We start from the raw sequence: 17405 nt of genomic DNA on the forward strand, positions 1-17405 counted from the left end.
CCGTCATTCGTTTGGTGGAGGTAAGCGGGATCGAACCGCTGACCTCTTGCATGCCATGCAAGCGCTCTCCCAGCTGAGCTATACCCCCCGCGCGAAGAGGCGTGACTATAGCGTGTTTGACAGCGGCGGGCAACCGCTTTCTGGCGGCGCGGGCCCGCCGCGGCCATCACAGGAATTTCGTCGGCCAGATGATCGTGCGCCACATGTGCGCCGAGGGCGAGCCGTCGAATCCCAACCCTTCCTTCGGCTGCTTGAAATGGCGGCCGATGATGTCGATGAACGGGTCCCAGCTCACCTGCGCGTTCGGATCGAACGAATAGATGTCGTTGAGCGTGATGAGCCGACTCGTCATGTACCACTTGTGGTTGCGCGCGTACTCCCAGTCGGCCTTGACGTAGTCCTCCGGCGCGTAGTCCGCGCCGAAGTAGCGGATGTACGCCTCGGGATAGTCGTAACCGACCGAGGCGTCCGGGAAGAAGCGCAACGCCTGGTGATAGCGGATCGCCCAGCTGACCTCTTCGTCGACGTATGGCGCGATCAGTTGCGCGCCCCAGTAGCCGTGGTCGGCGCGAATGAAGCCGGACACGCTGATGTCGTGCAGCAGGCAGGCGAGGATCGTCTTCTCGTCGTGCCCGGCCTTGAGCGCATGTGTGGCGCTTTGCAGCAGATGGTTCGCCGGCGCGAAACGGTGGCGGAAGAAGTCGAGCAGCGTGGGGCGCTCCGGCATCTTCCGCAGGCGCGGATCGTCGCCCATCAGGAAATGCCGGGGATCGGGCTTGCCGCCGGACGGCGGCATGATCGGTGCGGTCGGATCGCGATCGCCGGACGTGAACAGCACCGAGCGCACGATCTTGCGGTCGAGCTCCTCGATCATCCGGTGTTCCAGCGCGTCGGCGCGCGCCGACAGGCTCATGCCGGGATGCCCCGGCGCATTCGTGGTGGACATGTCCTCTCCTGAACGAATCGTGCAGACGGCGCTCAGCGCCGCGGGGCGCCGGCGAGCGTGGCGGCAGGCCCCATCGGTCCCATCGGCGGCAGCACAGGCACGCTCACGGCGCGCGTCTCGGTGTAATGCTTCAGGCCTTGCGCGCCGTATTCCCGGCCGATGCCCGACTCCTTCGTGCCGCCGAACGGCACGTCGTACTCCACGCCGACGTGGTGATTGATCCAGGCCGTGCCCACTTCAAGCCGCTGCGCGATCGCGCGCGCACGCGCCGGATCGGCGCTCCAGACCGAACCCGACAGCCCGAAGCGCGTGTCGTTGGCGCGGCGCACGACGTCGTCCACGTCGCTGAACCGGATCACCGGCAGCACCGGACCGAACGGCTCCTCGTCCACGAGTCGCGTGCCCTCGGCGATGTCGGCGACGATGGTCGGCGCGATGAAGTAGCCCGGGCGCGGCAGGGCTTCGCCGCCACACAGGATGCGCGCGTTCTGACGGCGCGTGTCCTCGATCAGCTCCAGCACGCGTTCGTACTGCATGCGGTTCTGCACCGGCCCCATGAGCACGCCGTCCTCGAAGCCCTCGCCGACCTTCACCTTGCGCGCGATCTCGACGAGCGCGTCGCACACCGCGTCGTAGACCTTCTCATGCACGTAAAGCCGCTTGATCGCCATGCAGATCTGGCCGCTGTTGCCGAAGCACGCCCAGAACAGGCGCGGCGCCAGGGCCTTGACGTCGATGTCATCGAGCACGATGGCCGCGTCGTTGCCGCCGAGCTCCAGCGTCACGCGCTTGAGCGTGCCGGCCGCGCTGGCCATGACGCGCTTGCCGGTCGCGACCGAGCCGGTAAATGAAATCTTGTCGATGCCGGGATGCTCGGTCATCCACGCGCCGAGATCGTTGCCCCCGGCGACGACGTTCACCACCCCCGGCGGGAAGTGCTCGCGCGCGATCTCGCCGATCAGCAGTGTCGTGAGCGGCGTGTAGGGCGACGGCTTTAGCACGAGGGTGTTGCCCGTGTAGAGCGACTGCGTGATCTTCGGCAACGCAAGCAGCACCGGCACGTTCCACGGCGTGATCGCGCCGACCACGCCGAGCGGGTGGTATTGCAGTTCGACGTGGCCGCGTTCGTTGTCGCGCAACAGTTCGGGCTTCAACTCGATGGCGAGCAGCCCCTCCAGATTGGCAAATGCGCGATTGAGTTCGTCGTGCGCTCGGGCGAACGGCTTGCCCTGCTCGCGGGTGAGCAGCGTGGCGATCTCGTTGCTGCGCGCCTTGAGCGCCTGCGCGAAACCGCGCAGGCGTTCGCGTCGCTCGGCCGTCGTCGTCTCGCGCCAACTGCCGAACGCACGACGCGCCGCGGCCACGGCGCGGTCCAATTGCTCGCGCGACGCATCCGGGCACGCGGCAAACGGTGCGCCCGTGCCCGGGTTGATGACCTCGAACGAGGCGTCGCTCGGCTCGCCGCGACCGTCGATGGTATGGGTGAAACCGCTTTGCATGTCGTCTCCTCCAGCGTCCTGTGCCGGACGCATTGATAGTGATAGGCGTTGCTACAAATCCAGCACCAGCCGGTCGCCCTTGCAACCGGAGCAGCAGATCATGACGGTGCGGCCGCCGGCCCGCTCGTCCTGGCTCAACACGAGATCGCGATGCTCCGGCGTGCCTTCGAGCACGGCGACTTCGCACGTCCCGCAAACGCCTTCGCGACAAGAATACGGGGCGTCCACGCCGGCGTCGAGCAACGCGTCGAGCATCGTCTGGCCCGGCCTGACCACGACGATCCTGTCGCTGCGCGCCAGCACCACCTCGTATTGCCCGGCGGAACCTTCCGGCGCGCCGGCGCCGCCGAAATACTCGACGTGACCGTGACAGTCCGCGCGGCGCGCCACCTGCGCTTCGAACGCTTTCAACATCGGCGCAGGCCCGCAGCAATACAGGTGCGTGCCCGCGGGCGCCTCGTCCACGAGACGGCCGAGGTCGAGCGCCCCCTGGCCCGGCGCATGGTCGAAGTGCCACTCGACGCGCCCGTACGAGAAGTCACCGCCCTCAAGCCGATCCACGAAGGCAGCGCTCTCGCGATTGCGCGCGCAGTAGTGCAGCGTCCAGGGGCGCCGCAGTGCTTCGAGGCGGGCGGCCATCGACAGCAACGGCGTGACGCCGATGCCGCCGGCGACGAGCACGGTATGGCCCACCCCCGCCGCCGCTTCGTCGAGCGGGAAGTGATTGCGCGGCGTGCCGATCTTCAGCGTCGCGCCTTCGCGCAGGTGCTCGTGAACGAACGCGGAACCGCCCCGGCTCGCCGCATCGCGGTTCACGCCGATGACGTAGCGATGCCGCTCCGCCGGGTCGTTGAGCAGCGAATAGCATCGCGACAACCCGTGGCGCAGGAACAGCTCGATGTGAGCCCCCGCGGTGAAGGGCGGCAGCGTGCCGTCGTCGGGCGCGCGCAGCTCGAACACGGCAATGGCAGCCGTGTGCTGCTCGCGCCGCGCGACGTTGACGATCAGCGTGTCGGTGAAGTCGGACAGGTTCATGAGGCTTCGTGCGTCGGTGTCAGGGGCCGGCAATGCCGCGTCGCAGGTCGACTGTCATGCCGCGGCCTTCGCCGGCAGACGGAAGACGTGACGCGCGTTGTCCTCGAAGATCTTGCGGCGATCGTCCGCGCTCAGCCAGTCGAGGTTGTCGATGAGCGAGCGCACGTCGTCCATCGAACGCCCCGTTGCCGGGTTCACGGCCGAGCCCACCCCTGGGCATTCCGTGCCGAACAGGCAACGGTCGACGCCCACGGTCTTGATCAGCAGCGCCAGCGCCTCTTCAGTGTAGAGCACCGTGTCGAAGTAGAGATTGCGCAGACGCTCCGAGAAGCGCTGGCCATTCGGGCGGCGCAGCGTCGGTGCATCGAAGCGACCGATCTGGTACGGGACCGCACCGCCGCCGTGGCTCACCACGATTTTCAGGTTCGGGAAGTCCTTGAAGACATCCGAGTTCACCAGGCCGAATACGGCGATCGTTTCCTCGTTGATGAAGTGCAGCGAGTACGGCACGCGCTCCGAGCGCGAGCCCGTGCCGTGGATGTGCGCGGGCACGTCGAGCTCGCACAGCTTCTCGTAGAGCGGATACCAGTAGCGATCGCCCAGCGGCGGCGCCTCGGCCACACCGTTCTCGAACGGATCGGGATTGAGCAGGCACCCGGCGAACCCCAGTTCGTTGATGCAGCGCTCGAGCTCCGGCAGCGCCTGCTCGATCGGGTCGCCTGCGGTTTGCGGCAGCCCCGCCACGCCGGCAAACGTGTGCGGAAACAGTTGCGTCTGTCGATAGATGATGTTGTTGCACTCTTCGGTGAACCAGTGCACCAGCTTCGCGGGCTTCTCGGACTGCATCAACTGGAACGGACGCGGCGACACCAGTTGCAGATCGGTGCCATGGTCGCGGATGTAGTCGAGATGTCCCTTGGGCCAGGTTTCCGCGCGGTTGGCGGCGGCGCGAATCTCGTCGTCGGACACGTTGATGCGCCCGCGTCCGTGCGAGCCGCGGCTCGCCAGCAGGCTGGCCTTGTAGGCCCACAGTTCGGTCGGTGCGCTCACGTGGGCATGGCAATCGATGATCATGCTGAACTCCGGTGTCGGGTTGAGACTGGGTTGCGATGGAAAGGATGGAAAAGGAAAGGAGACGTCACGACGGTTGCGTCGGTGCGCCCCGCATGAGCGCGGCGGCGCCGTCGAGCACCGGCACGTCCCGCGGCAACAGCATCGAGACGGGACGCACGTTGTAGCGCGCGCCGTCGTTCGCGCATGCGGGTGCCTGCCCCTGCTCGAGCTCGCGCGCGAGCTTGAGCATCAGCCGGCGAAAACGCACGATGCCGCGGTCGGACGCGCCCAGACGCTCCTGCGAGCGGTCCACGATCGGTCCCATGCTCTCCTGCACGGCGGCATCCTGATTCGGGATGCCTTCGATGCCGGTGAAGTTGGACGTGCGTTGCCGGGCGCGATCGATGCCATAGTCGTTGTCACGGTGCAGCAACGGCCGGTAGCCTTCGTCGACCGGCCCCCAGAATCCCTGGCGGCCGCCGCGAAACGCCATTTCCTCGTCGCGATAGACGCGCGCGGGACTCGCGCTGAACGACCAGGTCCACGTGGTTTCGTCGTCGATCGGCACCCAGGCGTGGCCGTCGTACGGCTCCTGGCTCGACTCGGTGAAATTGCCCACGGGCGGAATCATCGTGTAGCAAGGCAGCAGGAATTGCGTGACGCGCCAGTAGTACGTGCCGGGCTCGGCATGGCGACGCGCGGCGATCACCAGACCGTGCTCGGCGTCGCTCACTTCGAACACCGGATGGCGGTCGGAAGCGTGATAGCGATTGCTCGGTGCGCCGGCAACCGGTTCGGTGCGGCTGTGCAGGAACGAGATATGGCTCGAATCGATGCCGCCTTCGACGGCCTGCGCCCAGTTGCACGACTGCAGACGCTTGGTGGCCGTGTGCTGGCGCTCGGGCAGACGCGACCATTCGAAGTCGGGCAGCGCCGGCACCGACTCGCGCGGTCCCATGTAGACCCACACCACGCCGTTGCGCTCGGCGGTGAGATACGCCTTGATGCGAACGCTATGCGTTTGCGGGTTGTCGTGCGGCTCCGACGGCATCTCCACGCACTGGCCGTTCACGTCGAACTTCCAGCCGTGATAGACGCAGCGCAGGCCGCAGTCTTCGTTGCGGCCGAAGAAAAGCCCGGCGCGGCGATGCGCGCAGTACGCGTCCACGATGCCCACGCGCCCTTCGGTATCGCGAAACGCGACGAGATCCTCGCACAGCAAGCGCAGGCGCACCGGCGCGCCGTCGCACTCGGCGATCTCCTCGGAGAGCAACGCGGGCAGCCAGAAGCGACGGAACAGTTCGCCCATGGGCGTGCCGGGACCGACGCTCGTGAGGGTTTCGTTGTCTTGCCTGGAAAGCATGCCTGCCTCCTTGCAGGTGGGGCCGGCGCGTCGCCCTCTGCGGGGCGTGCGCGACCGATGGCCTTAGTCGGCCGGGTGCCAGAGCACGAAGCCCATGGCGTTGCCCGTGCCCGCCGCCGAGCGGTAGCACGGCACGTAATCGACCAGCTGCATCATCATCGCTTCGGCGTTCGCCGCCGCAATGACCGGCAGCCAGTTCTTCACTTCCGAGGTGCCCGACTGCAGCAGCGCTTCGTCGATGCCGCGCAGGTAAGCGGTGTCGGCCCGCGCCATCGCGTCGAGCAACGCCCGATCGAACGCTTCGTCGATGACGAAATGGCTCAGCCCGCCCGAGGCGATCAACGCGACGCGGGCGTCGTCCGGCCACACATGCAGCGCGTCGCGCAGCGCCAGCCCGAGGTCGACGCAGCGCGTCGCCCGTGGCTGATTCGGCGGATAGAACGTGTTGAGCATGATCGGCACATGCGGCGGCACGCGCCCGTGCATGAGCCGTTGATAGACGAAGCCGAAGGCGTGCGGCATGCCGGTCGGACCCTCGTTGCCGCGTTGCGGGACTTCGGTCGAGAGCGTGATGTCGTGTCCGCGATCGGTGAACGCCGTCGCCAGATGCCGCGCCAGCGGCGCATGCGCCGGATACTCTGTGCGCACACCCGGTTTGATCGCGGCCGACGAGATCGAGATGCCCGGCGGCATCTTCGCCAGACGCGCGGCGCTTACCGGCTCGTCGAAAACGGACTCGCCGCCGTAGAGCCACAGCGCGGGCGTGATGGCGGGCCCGAACACTTCGCGCTGGTCGTTGCCGACGATCACGACGACATCGGGGGCGGCGTCGTGCAGCGCCTGAGAGAGTGTCTCGAGCGCCGTCGCGCAACGCGCCGCGTGCGCCTCGCGCGCGGCCAGCGCGACCTGCGCGTCAAGGTTTTCGCCGGCACGCAGCGACACCAACTCGTCGAAACCGTACGTCCGGCCACGAAACGGATGGGCCGGCTCGGCGTGATCGGCGCGCACGCGCAAGTCCCAGTCGGCGGGCGGTGTGGAAAGCATGGGGCCGTGGGACGTGCCCACGGCCAGCACGATCTTAGCCATGGCGCATGTCCCGCGGCGGCTGCGACGGCAGTTCGGCGTCGACCACGTTGCCGTGCTCGTCGACACGCACGCCCATCGCATCGTGGAACGCGCGCTTCACCGCTTCGGGCTGTCCTGCCTGAAAGGCGTATTCCTTGAGATGCTTGCCGATGATCGGATGCGCCTTGAGTTCGTCGCGCGTCAAGCCGTCGACGAACAGCCGGCGCGCCGCCACGGGCAGATCGATGCGGACGTTCTTCTCTTCGTCGCGCACCAGCCCCTTCGGATCGCGGCCTTGCGCGACGGCATCGAGTTCGTCGAAGAAGTGGCGGCGCAACATGGCGATGCCGCGGTCGCTCGCGCCGAGGTTCTCCCGCGTGCGGTCGGCGATGCGTCCCTGGCCGACCCACGCGACGAAATCCTGGTTCATCACGTGGCTCGATATCCATTGACCGGTCGCCTCGTCCTTGACCGGTCCGTACCATGCCGGAATCTTCTCCTGGACGTACGGCTCGCGCTCGCGCGGCACGCGGTTGAACGCCCAGGTGATCGACAGCGTGTTCTCGTCATCGATCGGTACACGCCATTCAAAGTGGTCGCCCAGGCAAAAGACGTTCGGCCACAACGCCAGACGCCCGACCGCCCACAGCGGATGCTTCTCGTCGGTGTCCTCGCGCACGCGCTTGTAGATCAGGCCGTATTCGAATTCCTCGAAGCCCAGCTTCGTGTGCGTCGGCGCGTAGGGGCCCGTGTCGCCGCGCAGGCGCACGCTCCAGTTCGAATGCATCCATTCGAAGTGCACTGGATCGATGGAGTTTTCCTGGCACTGGAACCAGTTGCACGGCACCTCCGAGATCACCACCTGGCGAAAGCCGTTCGCCCAGGTGAAGGGCTCCCAGGTCGGCACGAGCGGCGCGGGCAACGGTCCCATGTAAGCCCAGATCATCCCCGCCTTCACCTGCACCGGGTACGACTTGATCTTGATGCGATCCTTCAGACGCACCTGCGGATTGGCGATGTCCTCGTATGGCTGCTCGGTGCACTGCCCCTTCTCGTCGTACAGCCAGCCGTGATAGTTGCAGCGCAGACCGCACTTCTCCACGAAGCCGTAGGCCAGGTCGGCGCGACGGTGCGGGCACTGACGATCGACCAACCCGTAGTTGCCCGACAGATCCTTGTAGAGCACGAGGTCCTCGCCGAACAGCCGCGCCGGGCGCACCGAAATCTCGTCGAACTCGCTCTCGGCTCCGATCGGATGCCAGTAACGTCGCAGCAAATCGCCCATCGGCGTGCCGGGCCCGACTTGCGTCAACAACTGGTTCTTTGCCTCGCTGAGCATGGATGTCTCCGTCCGTTTCTTGTGGGATGCGCACCGCTATCGACGATGCATTTGCGCATACTGTATGCGTGTTTATTTTGCATGTCAACGCCCTTTGTCGGGCGAATTGCGTTCCCACGTCTCGCTTCACATCCTGCCGACGCCCCGGCGACGGCGCGAAAACCCGCGGGTTTAGGCGGTTTCGCCTATTGACGAGACACGCTTACAAACATACTGTATGCGTATTATACACCGTTGCACGCACCGTTTGATCGGCATCGAGGTCACTCGGCAAAGCGTGCCCTACGCTGCGACGACCATGTTCCGAACGTCCGATTTTCTGCCTCGTTCCCCATCATCAGCGTCCACCGAATCCAGCGACTCCGCCGTGCCAGCCACCCCGGACCGCTTGCCGGTCACGCTCCTCACCGGCTTTCTCGGCAGCGGCAAGACCACGCTGCTGCGCTCGTTGCTGGGTCACGCCGGCATGCGCGACACGGCGGTGATCGTCAACGAATTCGGTGAAGTCGGGCTGGATCATCTGCTCGTGCAGACGCTCGATGCCCATACGGTGCTGCTCGAGAGCGGTTGCGTCTGCTGTGCCGTGCGCGACGACTTGAGCGAAACATTGCTGTCGCTGCACGCGCAATTGCGCAGCGGCGACATCGCGCCATTCTCGCGCGTGGTCATCGAGACAAGCGGATTGGCCGATCCGAGCGCCGTGGTGGCGATGCTGCTGCGCGATCCCGCCCTCTCGCGACGCTTCGTGCTCGACGCCGTCATCGTCACCGTGGACGCCGTGCACGCGCTTACGCAGCTCGCGCAGCAACCGGAGGCGCAGCGTCAGGTCCTGCTCGCCGATCGGTTGCTCATTACCAAGACGGATCTTGTCGACGACGAGGGGCTCGACGCGCTACAGGCCACGCTGACCGAGCACAACCCCGCCGCGTCCCAGCGTCTGTGCGAGCACGGTCGCATCGCGCCGTCGGAAGTGCTCGGGCTGGGCATGCACGCCGCGCGCCACGTCGCCGAGGACACGCTGCGCTGGCACGATGCCTCCGCGCCGCGCTATCGATCCGTGTGCCGCACGCACGGTGTGCCCGGCGCACAGGATTGCGTCGACTGCGGCCCGCTCCGGCTGATGCCGGGGACCGAGCCTTCGCACCGTTCGGATGTCGTGGCCCACTGCATCACGTTGGAGGCGCCACTCGAGTGGGACGTCATGAGCAGTTGGCTCGGCGCCGTGGCGTTTCATCACGGCGCCGATATGCTGCGACTGAAGGGACTGGCCGACGTGTGCGGAGAAGCCGGCCCTGTCGTCGTCCACGGCGTGCAGCATCGCCTGCATCCGCCCGAGACCCTGCCCGCATGGCCTGCACGGCCCTCGGACGGCGGCCCGACGAACACAGGACGATGCTCGCGCTTCGTCTTCATCATGCGCAACGTGCCGCGCGAAGCCCTGCTCGCACATCTGGCACACGCGCAGTGCGTACCCACATAGGCTATGCGCAATGTAGTATCTTGTTGCCGACAAAACGACCAGGAATCCCATGCCACGAGAAAAAACAGAAACACCCGTCTGGAAACTCGGCCGCGCCGAATCGACCGCCATGCGCGTCGAACGTCAGATCAAGGAGGCATTGCTCGACGGGCACTTCGCCCCGGGTGATTTCCTCGGCTCGGAAAACGATCTCGCCACGCAGTTCGGCGTGAGCCGTCTGCCGATTCGCGAGGCGTTGGGTCGTCTGCAGGCGCTGGGCGTCGTCGATATCCGCACGGGCGCCGGCGGCGGCGCGCGCATCGCCCAGGGCAATCCGGCGCTCTTCTCCGAAGCCCTGGCCATTCAGCTCAAGCTCGTGGGCATGTCGGCCGAGGAGATTTTCGACGCGCAGTTCACGATAGAAGTCGCCGTCGCGGGACTTGCCGCACAGGCAGCCACGGCGGAAGACATCGAGGCGCTCGAAGTGGCGCTGGAGAACGCGCAGGCACTGGTGGGCACGCAGCACGAGTTCACGCAGGCGTCGATGGCGTTTCGCAATACCGTCGCGCATGCGTCGCACAACCATTTCCTCGAAGCGATGATGCAGGCGATCGTGCACGTGCTGTACCGTTCGCTCACGCCGTACACGACCGAGACGGTGGCCAAGGGCGTGATCAAGCGCCACCGCGAGCTGCTCAACGCGATCCGCGCTCGCAACGACGAAGCCGCACGCCAGGTGGTGTCGCAGAACCTCACCGTGTTGCGAGAGAAGTACCTGGCCGCGCGCGACGCGGCGGCGAAGGCCGCGGCCAAGCGCTGACTTCCGGCGCGGGTTCCGGCAAAAAAAGAACCGCGTCCCCCGACGCGGTTCGCAAAACCGGCTCACCCCCAAGCGAGCCGGCACTGCCCGATGGCGAGCGCGGCAACGATCGGTTCGACCGCCGCCCGCTCACAGGAACGCGCCGTCAGCGGTTCCAGCCGTAGATGTCCAGCGACGCTTCGCCCGCCTCCAGCCGCCGGATGATTTCCGCTTCCTTCGCTTCCCGCTCGTGCGCGGCGCTCAACACTGCATCGAGCGACGCCTGCGGCAGCGCCACGACACCGTCGGCGTCACCCACGACCACGTCGCCCGGCTGGATGACAATGTCTTCGAAGCGCACCGGATAGCCGATCCATCCACGCGCGGCGAAGTCCTTGCCGGTACCGCGGATGCACAACCCTCGCGCGAAGACGGGGAAGCCGAAGCGCTCGAGAATCGCGCCGTCGCGCACGCAACCGTCGATCACCAGTCCGCCCAGCTTCCTGGCGCGGCCCATCGTCGACATCACTTCGCCCCAGTAGCCGGCGTCGTAGTGACCTGCGACGCGTACGACCAGCACGTCGCCCGGGCTCGCCAGCGCCAGTGCGCGGTGCAGCCAGAGGTTGTCCGCCGGGGGCGCGTCCACCGTCAGCGCCGGACCGCACACGCGAAACGACGGCGCCATCGGTTTGATCGCCGCCGGCAGCGCGCCGATCTTGCCCGCGGCTTCGTGAAGCGTGGCCACAGGCAGCGCCGCCACGCGCGCAAGGCTGGCAGCGTCGGGTCGCGTGAAGTCGAGGTTGACCGTCGGCAAACGGGCGAAAGGATATTGCGACGTGAGCGATGTGGCGTCCATGCGTCGTCTCCTTAGCGTTGGCGCGTTTGCAGTTGGTGATAGCCCAGTTCCTTGCGCGCGTCGTCGAGTCGCTTGCCGCCGCGCACGGCATCTCGAATGTGACGCTCGGCGGCGTCGATGGTCTCGGCCGCGTTAAGCACCGCGGCCTCGTGCTCCCGCGGAATCACGACGACACCGTCGGCGTCGCCGCGCAGAATGTCGCCAGGATTCACGCGCGCGTTGCCGATGTTGACGGGCACGCCGACCGACTCGACCTGAACGCGATCCTTGCCGGTGCGCATCCAGTTGCCGCGGCTGAAGATCGGGTAGCCCAGTTCGAGCGCAAGCGACACGTCGCGGCAGATGCCGTCGATGACGGTGCCCGCGATGCCGCGTCGATGGGCGATCTCCGTGAGGATGTCGCCCCACACCGTACAGTCCTCGCGCCCGCCGTTGTCGAGCACGAGCACGGTGCCGGGCGGGATGTCGTCGATGTAGTCGCCGACGGTCCCGGGCGGCGTGCTGGCCGGGCCGTATTGCAGCGTATAGGCGCGACCCGCCATGCGGTAGCGGCTGTCGCGTGCTTTGACCTGATGGCATTGCCCGGCGATGCCGAGCCGGTCGAGCGCGTCGCTCAGCGTGGCGGTGTCGAGCGCCGCCGCGCGGGTGACGTTCGTGTCTTGCGGTTGTGTCATGGCATGTCTCCTGATGATGTGTCCGGCGTGTCGCTTGCCGTCGCTTGCCGTGGCGTGCTGCCGCTTGGCGTCGCTTCCCGATGCTCAGGCGGCGGCGTCGTGCAGCATGTGTTCGTAGTTCGCCCCCATCACCTCGGTAACGGGCTGTCCGGCCAGCAGCGACTTGGCCATGGCGGCTTCGCGCGCCGCGATCTGTTCGGCGGCGGCCAGCACGCGGTCGATGTCCGCGGCGCTCACGAAGACCACGGCGCTGTTGTCGGCGATCACGTAGTCGCCGGGCGCGACCGTGAATCCATCCACGTTGATCGCAACGTTGGTGCCCGCTTCGGCAACTCGGCCGCGTGCGGTGCGCGCCGTCAGCGCGCGGCAGAAGACCGGTAGATCGTAGTCGCGCGCCTCGTCGATGTCGCGCACCGGCCCATCGGCGACGATGCCGGCAATGCCGCGCTGCACGGCGGCGAGCGACAGGATGCCGCCCCAACTGCCGGCGTCGAGGCCCGTGCGTTGTTCGACGACGATGATGTCGTCAGCCCCCGCGAGCATCACGGCGGTCGTGCCGAGGTGACGGGGCGCGCCGGTGGAAGGCGGCGCATCGGCCGCGGCGACGAGCTTCACGGTGACCGCACGCCCGGCGATACGGCGCGAGCCCGCGCGCTGCGGCAAATGACTGACGGTGCTGGGCAACCCGAGTTTGTCGAGCGCGTCCGAGACGGCGCAGGCATCGAGTTTTCGCAGCCGCGAGACGGCGTCGGTGCAAGCGTTCATGGCGTGTCCTTGCAAAGTGAGGTGAGGAATCGGAAGCGATCGCGCGTCAGGCGGGCGCCCAGTAGGCGAACGCCATCGCGTTGCCGGTTCCCGCTTCGGTGCGATAGCACGGCACGTAGTCGACGAGCGTCATAGGCCAGTCGAGGTCGTGCATCGCAGCCGCGAGCGGATACCAGCTCTTGATCTCCGCCGTGTTGCCGTTGAAGTACGGCTCGGGAATTTCGGCCAGCGCGGCCTCGTCGCGCGCCGCGAAGGCGCTCAGCACGCGTTGATCCAGCGCCTCGTCGATGACGAAATGCGTCATCCCGCCCGAAGCCAGCACCGCCACGCGCATATCGCGCATATTGCCGGGCAAGCGCTCGATGGCGGCGCGCAGCGCGTGGCCGAAGTCCAGGCAGCGCGCCGCGCGTGGTTGATTCGGCGCCACGCCGACATTGAGGAAGATCGGCACGCTCGGCGGCGGAACGTCGCGCATGATGCGCCGGTAGAGAAAGCCGAAGGCATGCGGAATGCCGTGCTGGCGATCGTCGCCGCCCGGCAGGCGTGCCGACCGGGCGACGTCGAAGTGCGCGTCGCACAGTGAGCGGATAAGGGCGTCCGCCACCCCAGGCGCCCCCGGGTACGTGGCGCCCTCCGGCGGACAATGCCCCGCTTCGGCGATGGCGACGCCCGGCGGCAGACGCTCGACCTGCGCAGGCGTCAGCGGAATGTTCTCGATGCGCTCGCCCGCGTAGACGGTGATCGAGGGCGTCAGATCTTCCTTGAAGACTTCGCGCTGATCGTTGCCGAGCAGAATCACGACGTCCGGCCGCGCGGCGGCGAAGCGCTCGGCGAGCGTGTCGAGCGCGCGCTGGCAGGCGTCGAAACGCGCCTGCTTCGCCTCGGGCTCGATGGCTTCGGCAAATCGCGGCGCCTCGTGTGCACGCGCGGTGAGCAGCGCATCGTAGGACAGCGCTTCGCCGCGAAACCAGTGCTGCGGATTCTTGCGGTCGGCGCCGGCGCGCAGATGCCACATGTCCGGCGGCGTGGCCAGCATCGGCCCGTGCGAACATCCCATCGCAAAAACGATCCGTGCCATCAGCGCGCCTCCCGGCACGGCACCGACGCATGGCGCCAATGCACGACTCCTGCCTGCCTCATGTGTGTCTCCTTATGCCGGCATCCGTGACAAAAAGGGGGATGTCGGTCGAACCGATTGAGCGTCGAATCGCCGCTCAATCAGTATTACTGTATGCGTGTTTTGACGAAGAATAGGCGGGTTGCGTTTGGCTTGTCAACGCCCCGCCGGATATTTTTTCGTCGGGTTTGACACTGATCACAACAGACATATAGTATGCGTGTTATGTCGCGCCGTCCTGTGGACAGGCATTCGTTCATGAGCCGCAAGTCGCGCGCAACACTCACCACGATAACGATACTGGAGACAGACATGACCCAATCCGCGATGGACGCCCGACCGGCGAACGCGCCCCCGCCCGATCCCGCGCACGCCATGCCGGCGGCGCCATCCTCATCCGCCGCATCGAACGCAGCGGCGGCCCAACCCGCGGCCCGCCGCGTCGGTCTGCGCGACTGGTACATGCTGATCGTGCTCACGGCGATCTTCGTGCTGTCGTTCATCGATCGCTCGTCGCTCTCGCTCGTGGTCGGTCCGCTCAAGCAGGAGCTCGGCGTCAGCGACTTTCAGATGAGCCTGCTGCTCGGGCTTTCGTTTGTGGTGCTCTACAGCACGTTCAGCATTCCCGCCGGCTATCTCGCGGACCGGTTCAGCCGGCGCGGCATCATCGGCTGGGCCGTATTCGTGTGGTCGTCGATGACCGTGCTGTGCGGCTTCGCATCGAACTACCTCCAGCTCTTTCTCGGACGCACCGGCATCGGCATCGGCGAAGGCGCGCTGCAGCCGGCGGCCTATTCGATGATTCGCGACACCTTTCCGCCGGACCGGCGCGGGCGCGCGTTCGGCATTTATCACATGGGACCGATGCTTGGCGTCGGTTTTTCGCTTTTCGTCGGCGGCATGCTGCTGAGCGTGTCGCAAAGCGGCGATGTGGCGCACTGGCCGATTCTCGGCTCGCTCCGACCGTGGCAGTTCGTGATCGTGGTGCCCGGTCTCGTGGGTATTCCCCTCGCGCTGCTGATGCTCACGTTGCGCGAACCGGCGCGGCCCGCGAAGCAACAGAGCACGGATGCCCCCGGCTACCGCGATGCGCTTCGCTTCGTTCGCAGCGAGTGGCGTCTGTATGTTCCGCTGTGGGTGGCCGCCACGCTCTATGCCATGGCGATCTCGGGCTTCAACGCATGGTTGCCGACCGTCATCGCGCGCGCTTGGCAATTGCCGCTGCCGAGCATCGGCCGCATGCTCGGGCCGCTGATGATGGTATCGGTGCCCGCCGGGCTCGTCATTCTCGGGGCCGTCATGGACCGGCTTTCGCGCCGCGGACGCCGTGCCGCACCGCTCGAAGTGGCGATGGTTTCGACGTTCCTCTCGTGCCTGGCGACCCTCTTTCTGGCCTTCACGGACAACCATGCACTGGCCGTCGTGCTGTACGTCTGCCACACCTTCTTCGCCAGTCCGATTCCATCGTCCGCCGGCGCGACGATGGCGCAGATCACCCCCGGACGCATGATGGGCAAGCTCTCGTCGCTGTTCTTCCTCGTGCAGAACCTGCTGGGGCTGGCGCTCGGCCCCACGGTCGCCGCCACCATCTCGCACCTGTTCTTCTCGGGTCCGATGGCCATGGGCTACGCCATCATCACAACGTTCTGCGGCTGCACGGCGATCGCCGCCGTCATGTACGGTCTCGTCGCGGTGCAGGTCCGACGTCGAAACTTCGAATAACGCCCCGGGGCGGCACCGCCCCTCGCTGCGCGGCACTGCCTTTCACAGCGCGCCGTCTGTCTTCGGACAGCGGCGCGTTTTCCGTTGCTTTGCTTTGCCTTCCCTCACGCCGGCCATGGCGATCCGTTTCCCCGTCCCCATAAAAAAACCACCGCAAAATTCGCGGTGGTGAAGGTACGACGCCTGATGCCTTCAGGGGATTCGATTCAGAAGCGGTGTCGCAAACCGATACCCACGCCGGTCTGGTCCTTCCCGTTCGGGAATTCGGCGCGCTGCGCTCCGTGGCCGACGCTGTAGTCGACGGTGCCGTACAGCGTGGTGCGCCGTGAGAAACAGTACTCGGCCAGCAACACGTAGGTCTCGCGCGATCCCTTGCCCGCATCGCCGGTCACGCCGTTCACGTTGGTCGCGCGATCGTAGTAGAAGGCTGCCGACAGGGTGAGCGGCTTCGAGACCTGATACGCCACGCCGGCGAAGAACGCGTTGTCCTTGCGCGGGTTCGGGCCGCCGGCCACGCCGCGTCCCGAGAGGAAGCCGTCGACGAAGCCGGTCTTGTCATTGCTGTTGTAGTAGCCGAGCGTGAGCGTGGCCGGCCCCCACTCGTACTTGAGATCCAGGTTGTAGATCATCTGCGTGTTGGCCTGGATGTCGCGGTTCTGCAGCACGTTGGCGGCAATGCCGAACGGTTTGCCCACGTACGCCACCGAGAGCACATAGCCGGAATTGCGCGCCGTACTGCCTGCCACGCCGCCGACGATGTACTCGAGGCCGAACTGGATGTCCTGGTACCGCTTCATGTACTTGACGGCGTTGTTCGCGCCGTTCGGACCGTTCGTGCCGAACACGACGGGCATCCACTCGTTCTGGTCGTAGTTGCCGACGGTGAGCGGATCCCAGCCCTCGATCAGGAGTTCCCAGAGCGGGTTGTCCTGCGTACCCACGGTGAGTTTGCCGTAGTCGCCTTCCAGGCCGACATAGGCCTTGCGGTTGAAGATCTTGCCGTTGCGCTGCGACGTACCGTTATTCAGGTGATAGCCGCCTTCGAGCATGAACAGCGCCTTCATGCCCTGGCCGAGATCTTCCTTGCCGTGGATACCCCAACGGCTTTGCGAGATGGCGCCGTCGGTGAGCGCGAAAGTGCTCTTGTTGTCGCGGGTGGCGCCGGACAGATAGCGAAGGCTCGCATCCGCCACGCCGAACATCGTCACGCTCGATTGCGCGAACGCCGGCGAGGCGATCAACGCCCCGGCGGCCAGAGGAAATGCCCATGTCTTCATTTAATGCCTTCCCCAATGCGCCAACCGCCCTGCAGCGGCCGGCCATGATAGCACCGCCGCGACCTGCGCCACTCGCCGTCCATTCCGCAAACATCGGCAATATATTTCGTATAACTAATTAATTGTCGTGCATCTGCGGATACACCTCTTCCTCGCCTGTCTCCATATCGCTGGCGAAGCCAATGACGGACGATGACGACCCCCGACCGTCCGGCGCGTTCGAGCGCCGCCAGTCTCCCTGTCGCGACTATAAATTTGTATACCTAATTATTTTGATGTATGCTTTCCGTCGTGGCACCCTCCTGAATGGCAAGCGTCCTGCGCGCCGTTGAAGTGATTCGGAGGCGCGGCGCTCCATGCCCGGAGCGTCGCATTTTTCCGAACTCCCGCGACAAGCGATGCCCGCATCGGCACGCACCGCCCGTCTACCGCTACC

15 protein-coding genes and 1 tRNA gene are annotated in these 17405 nt (G+C 66.3%); 3 read left to right on the plus strand and 13 right to left on the minus strand.

Annotated elements, in window-relative coordinates; genetic code table 11:
* Nucleotides 1-12: 12 nt before the first annotated feature.
* The 8 genes from RO07_RS23010 to RO07_RS23045 all read right to left on the minus strand — a co-directional run bounded on the left by RO07_RS23010 (nt 13) and on the right by RO07_RS23045 (nt 8300).
* Nucleotides 13-88 (minus strand) — tRNA-Ala (locus RO07_RS23010).
* A 78-nt stretch (nt 89-166) separates the two neighbouring features.
* Complete coding sequence (locus tag RO07_RS23015; protein WP_218026554.1) at nt 167-946, minus strand: HD domain-containing protein; 780 nt, start codon at nt 944-946, stop codon at nt 167-169.
* Nucleotides 947-978: 32 nt separating this feature from the next.
* Nucleotides 979-2445, minus strand: a complete 1467-nt coding sequence (locus RO07_RS23020) for an aldehyde dehydrogenase family protein (RefSeq protein ID WP_052266830.1) — start codon at nt 2443-2445, stop codon at nt 979-981.
* Between the two features lie 51 nt (nt 2446-2496).
* The gene (locus RO07_RS23025) at nt 2497-3480 is read right to left on the minus strand and encodes a PDR/VanB family oxidoreductase (RefSeq protein ID WP_084072769.1); all 984 of its coding nucleotides are present in this window, start codon (nt 3478-3480) and stop codon (nt 2497-2499) included.
* Between the two features lie 54 nt (nt 3481-3534).
* Nucleotides 3535-4554, minus strand: a complete 1020-nt coding sequence (locus RO07_RS23030; protein ID WP_039406156.1) for an amidohydrolase family protein — start codon at nt 4552-4554, stop codon at nt 3535-3537.
* A gap of 64 nt (nt 4555-4618) precedes the next feature.
* Nucleotides 4619-5896: a Rieske 2Fe-2S domain-containing protein gene (locus tag RO07_RS23035; RefSeq protein WP_039406158.1), complete on the minus strand. Its 1278-nt coding sequence runs from the start codon at nt 5894-5896 to the stop codon at nt 4619-4621.
* Between the two features lie 63 nt (nt 5897-5959).
* Nucleotides 5960-6982 (minus strand): DODA-type extradiol aromatic ring-opening family dioxygenase, encoded by a 1023-nt coding sequence (locus RO07_RS23040; RefSeq protein WP_039406159.1) that lies wholly within the window; start codon nt 6980-6982, stop codon nt 5960-5962.
* Complete coding sequence (locus RO07_RS23045) at nt 6975-8300, minus strand: aromatic ring-hydroxylating dioxygenase subunit alpha (RefSeq protein WP_039406161.1); 1326 nt, start codon at nt 8298-8300, stop codon at nt 6975-6977. Before RO07_RS23045 ends, RO07_RS23040 begins: the two co-directional genes overlap by 8 nt.
* A gap of 367 nt (nt 8301-8667) precedes the next feature.
* On the opposite strand from RO07_RS23045, the gene RO07_RS23050 reads away from it, so the two are divergent.
* Together RO07_RS23050 and RO07_RS23055 are read left to right on the plus strand one after the other, a co-directional pair.
* Nucleotides 8668-9780, plus strand: coding sequence for a CobW family GTP-binding protein (locus RO07_RS23050; protein ID WP_039406163.1), 1113 nt, complete (start codon nt 8668-8670; stop codon nt 9778-9780).
* Between the two features lie 49 nt (nt 9781-9829).
* Complete coding sequence (locus RO07_RS23055; RefSeq protein ID WP_084072772.1) at nt 9830-10579, plus strand: FadR/GntR family transcriptional regulator; 750 nt, start codon at nt 9830-9832, stop codon at nt 10577-10579.
* Between the two features lie 145 nt (nt 10580-10724).
* On the opposite strand, the gene RO07_RS23060 is transcribed toward RO07_RS23055, so the two are convergent.
* The 4 genes from RO07_RS23060 to RO07_RS23075 form a co-directional block, all read right to left on the minus strand.
* A complete protein-coding gene (locus RO07_RS23060) occupies nt 10725-11414 on the minus strand; it encodes an RraA family protein (protein WP_052266832.1) in 690 nt (229 codons plus the stop codon).
* Between the two features lie 11 nt (nt 11415-11425).
* Nucleotides 11426-12088, minus strand: coding sequence for an RraA family protein (locus RO07_RS23065; RefSeq protein ID WP_039406167.1), 663 nt, complete (start codon nt 12086-12088; stop codon nt 11426-11428).
* Nucleotides 12089-12172: 84 nt separating this feature from the next.
* Complete coding sequence (locus tag RO07_RS23070; RefSeq protein WP_039406168.1) at nt 12173-12853, minus strand: RraA family protein; 681 nt, start codon at nt 12851-12853, stop codon at nt 12173-12175.
* A 46-nt stretch (nt 12854-12899) separates the two neighbouring features.
* Complete coding sequence (locus RO07_RS23075; protein WP_039413431.1) at nt 12900-13931, minus strand: DODA-type extradiol aromatic ring-opening family dioxygenase; 1032 nt, start codon at nt 13929-13931, stop codon at nt 12900-12902.
* Between the two features lie 351 nt (nt 13932-14282).
* Between RO07_RS23075 and RO07_RS23080 the strand changes: the two genes are divergently transcribed.
* Nucleotides 14283-15692 carry an MFS transporter gene (locus RO07_RS23080; RefSeq protein ID WP_052266834.1) on the plus strand — a complete coding sequence of 470 codons (1410 nt, stop codon included), beginning with the start codon at nt 14283-14285 and terminating at the stop codon, nt 15690-15692.
* A 206-nt stretch (nt 15693-15898) separates the two neighbouring features.
* Here the strand turns inward: RO07_RS23080 and RO07_RS23085 are convergent, their stop codons facing one another.
* Nucleotides 15899-16969: a porin gene (locus RO07_RS23085; RefSeq protein ID WP_039406170.1), complete on the minus strand. Its 1071-nt coding sequence runs from the start codon at nt 16967-16969 to the stop codon at nt 15899-15901.
* Nucleotides 16970-17405: the final 436 nt, after the last annotated feature.

The organism is Pandoraea pulmonicola, from assembly GCF_000815105.2.
Lineage (GTDB): Bacteria > Pseudomonadota > Gammaproteobacteria > Burkholderiales > Burkholderiaceae > Pandoraea > Pandoraea pulmonicola.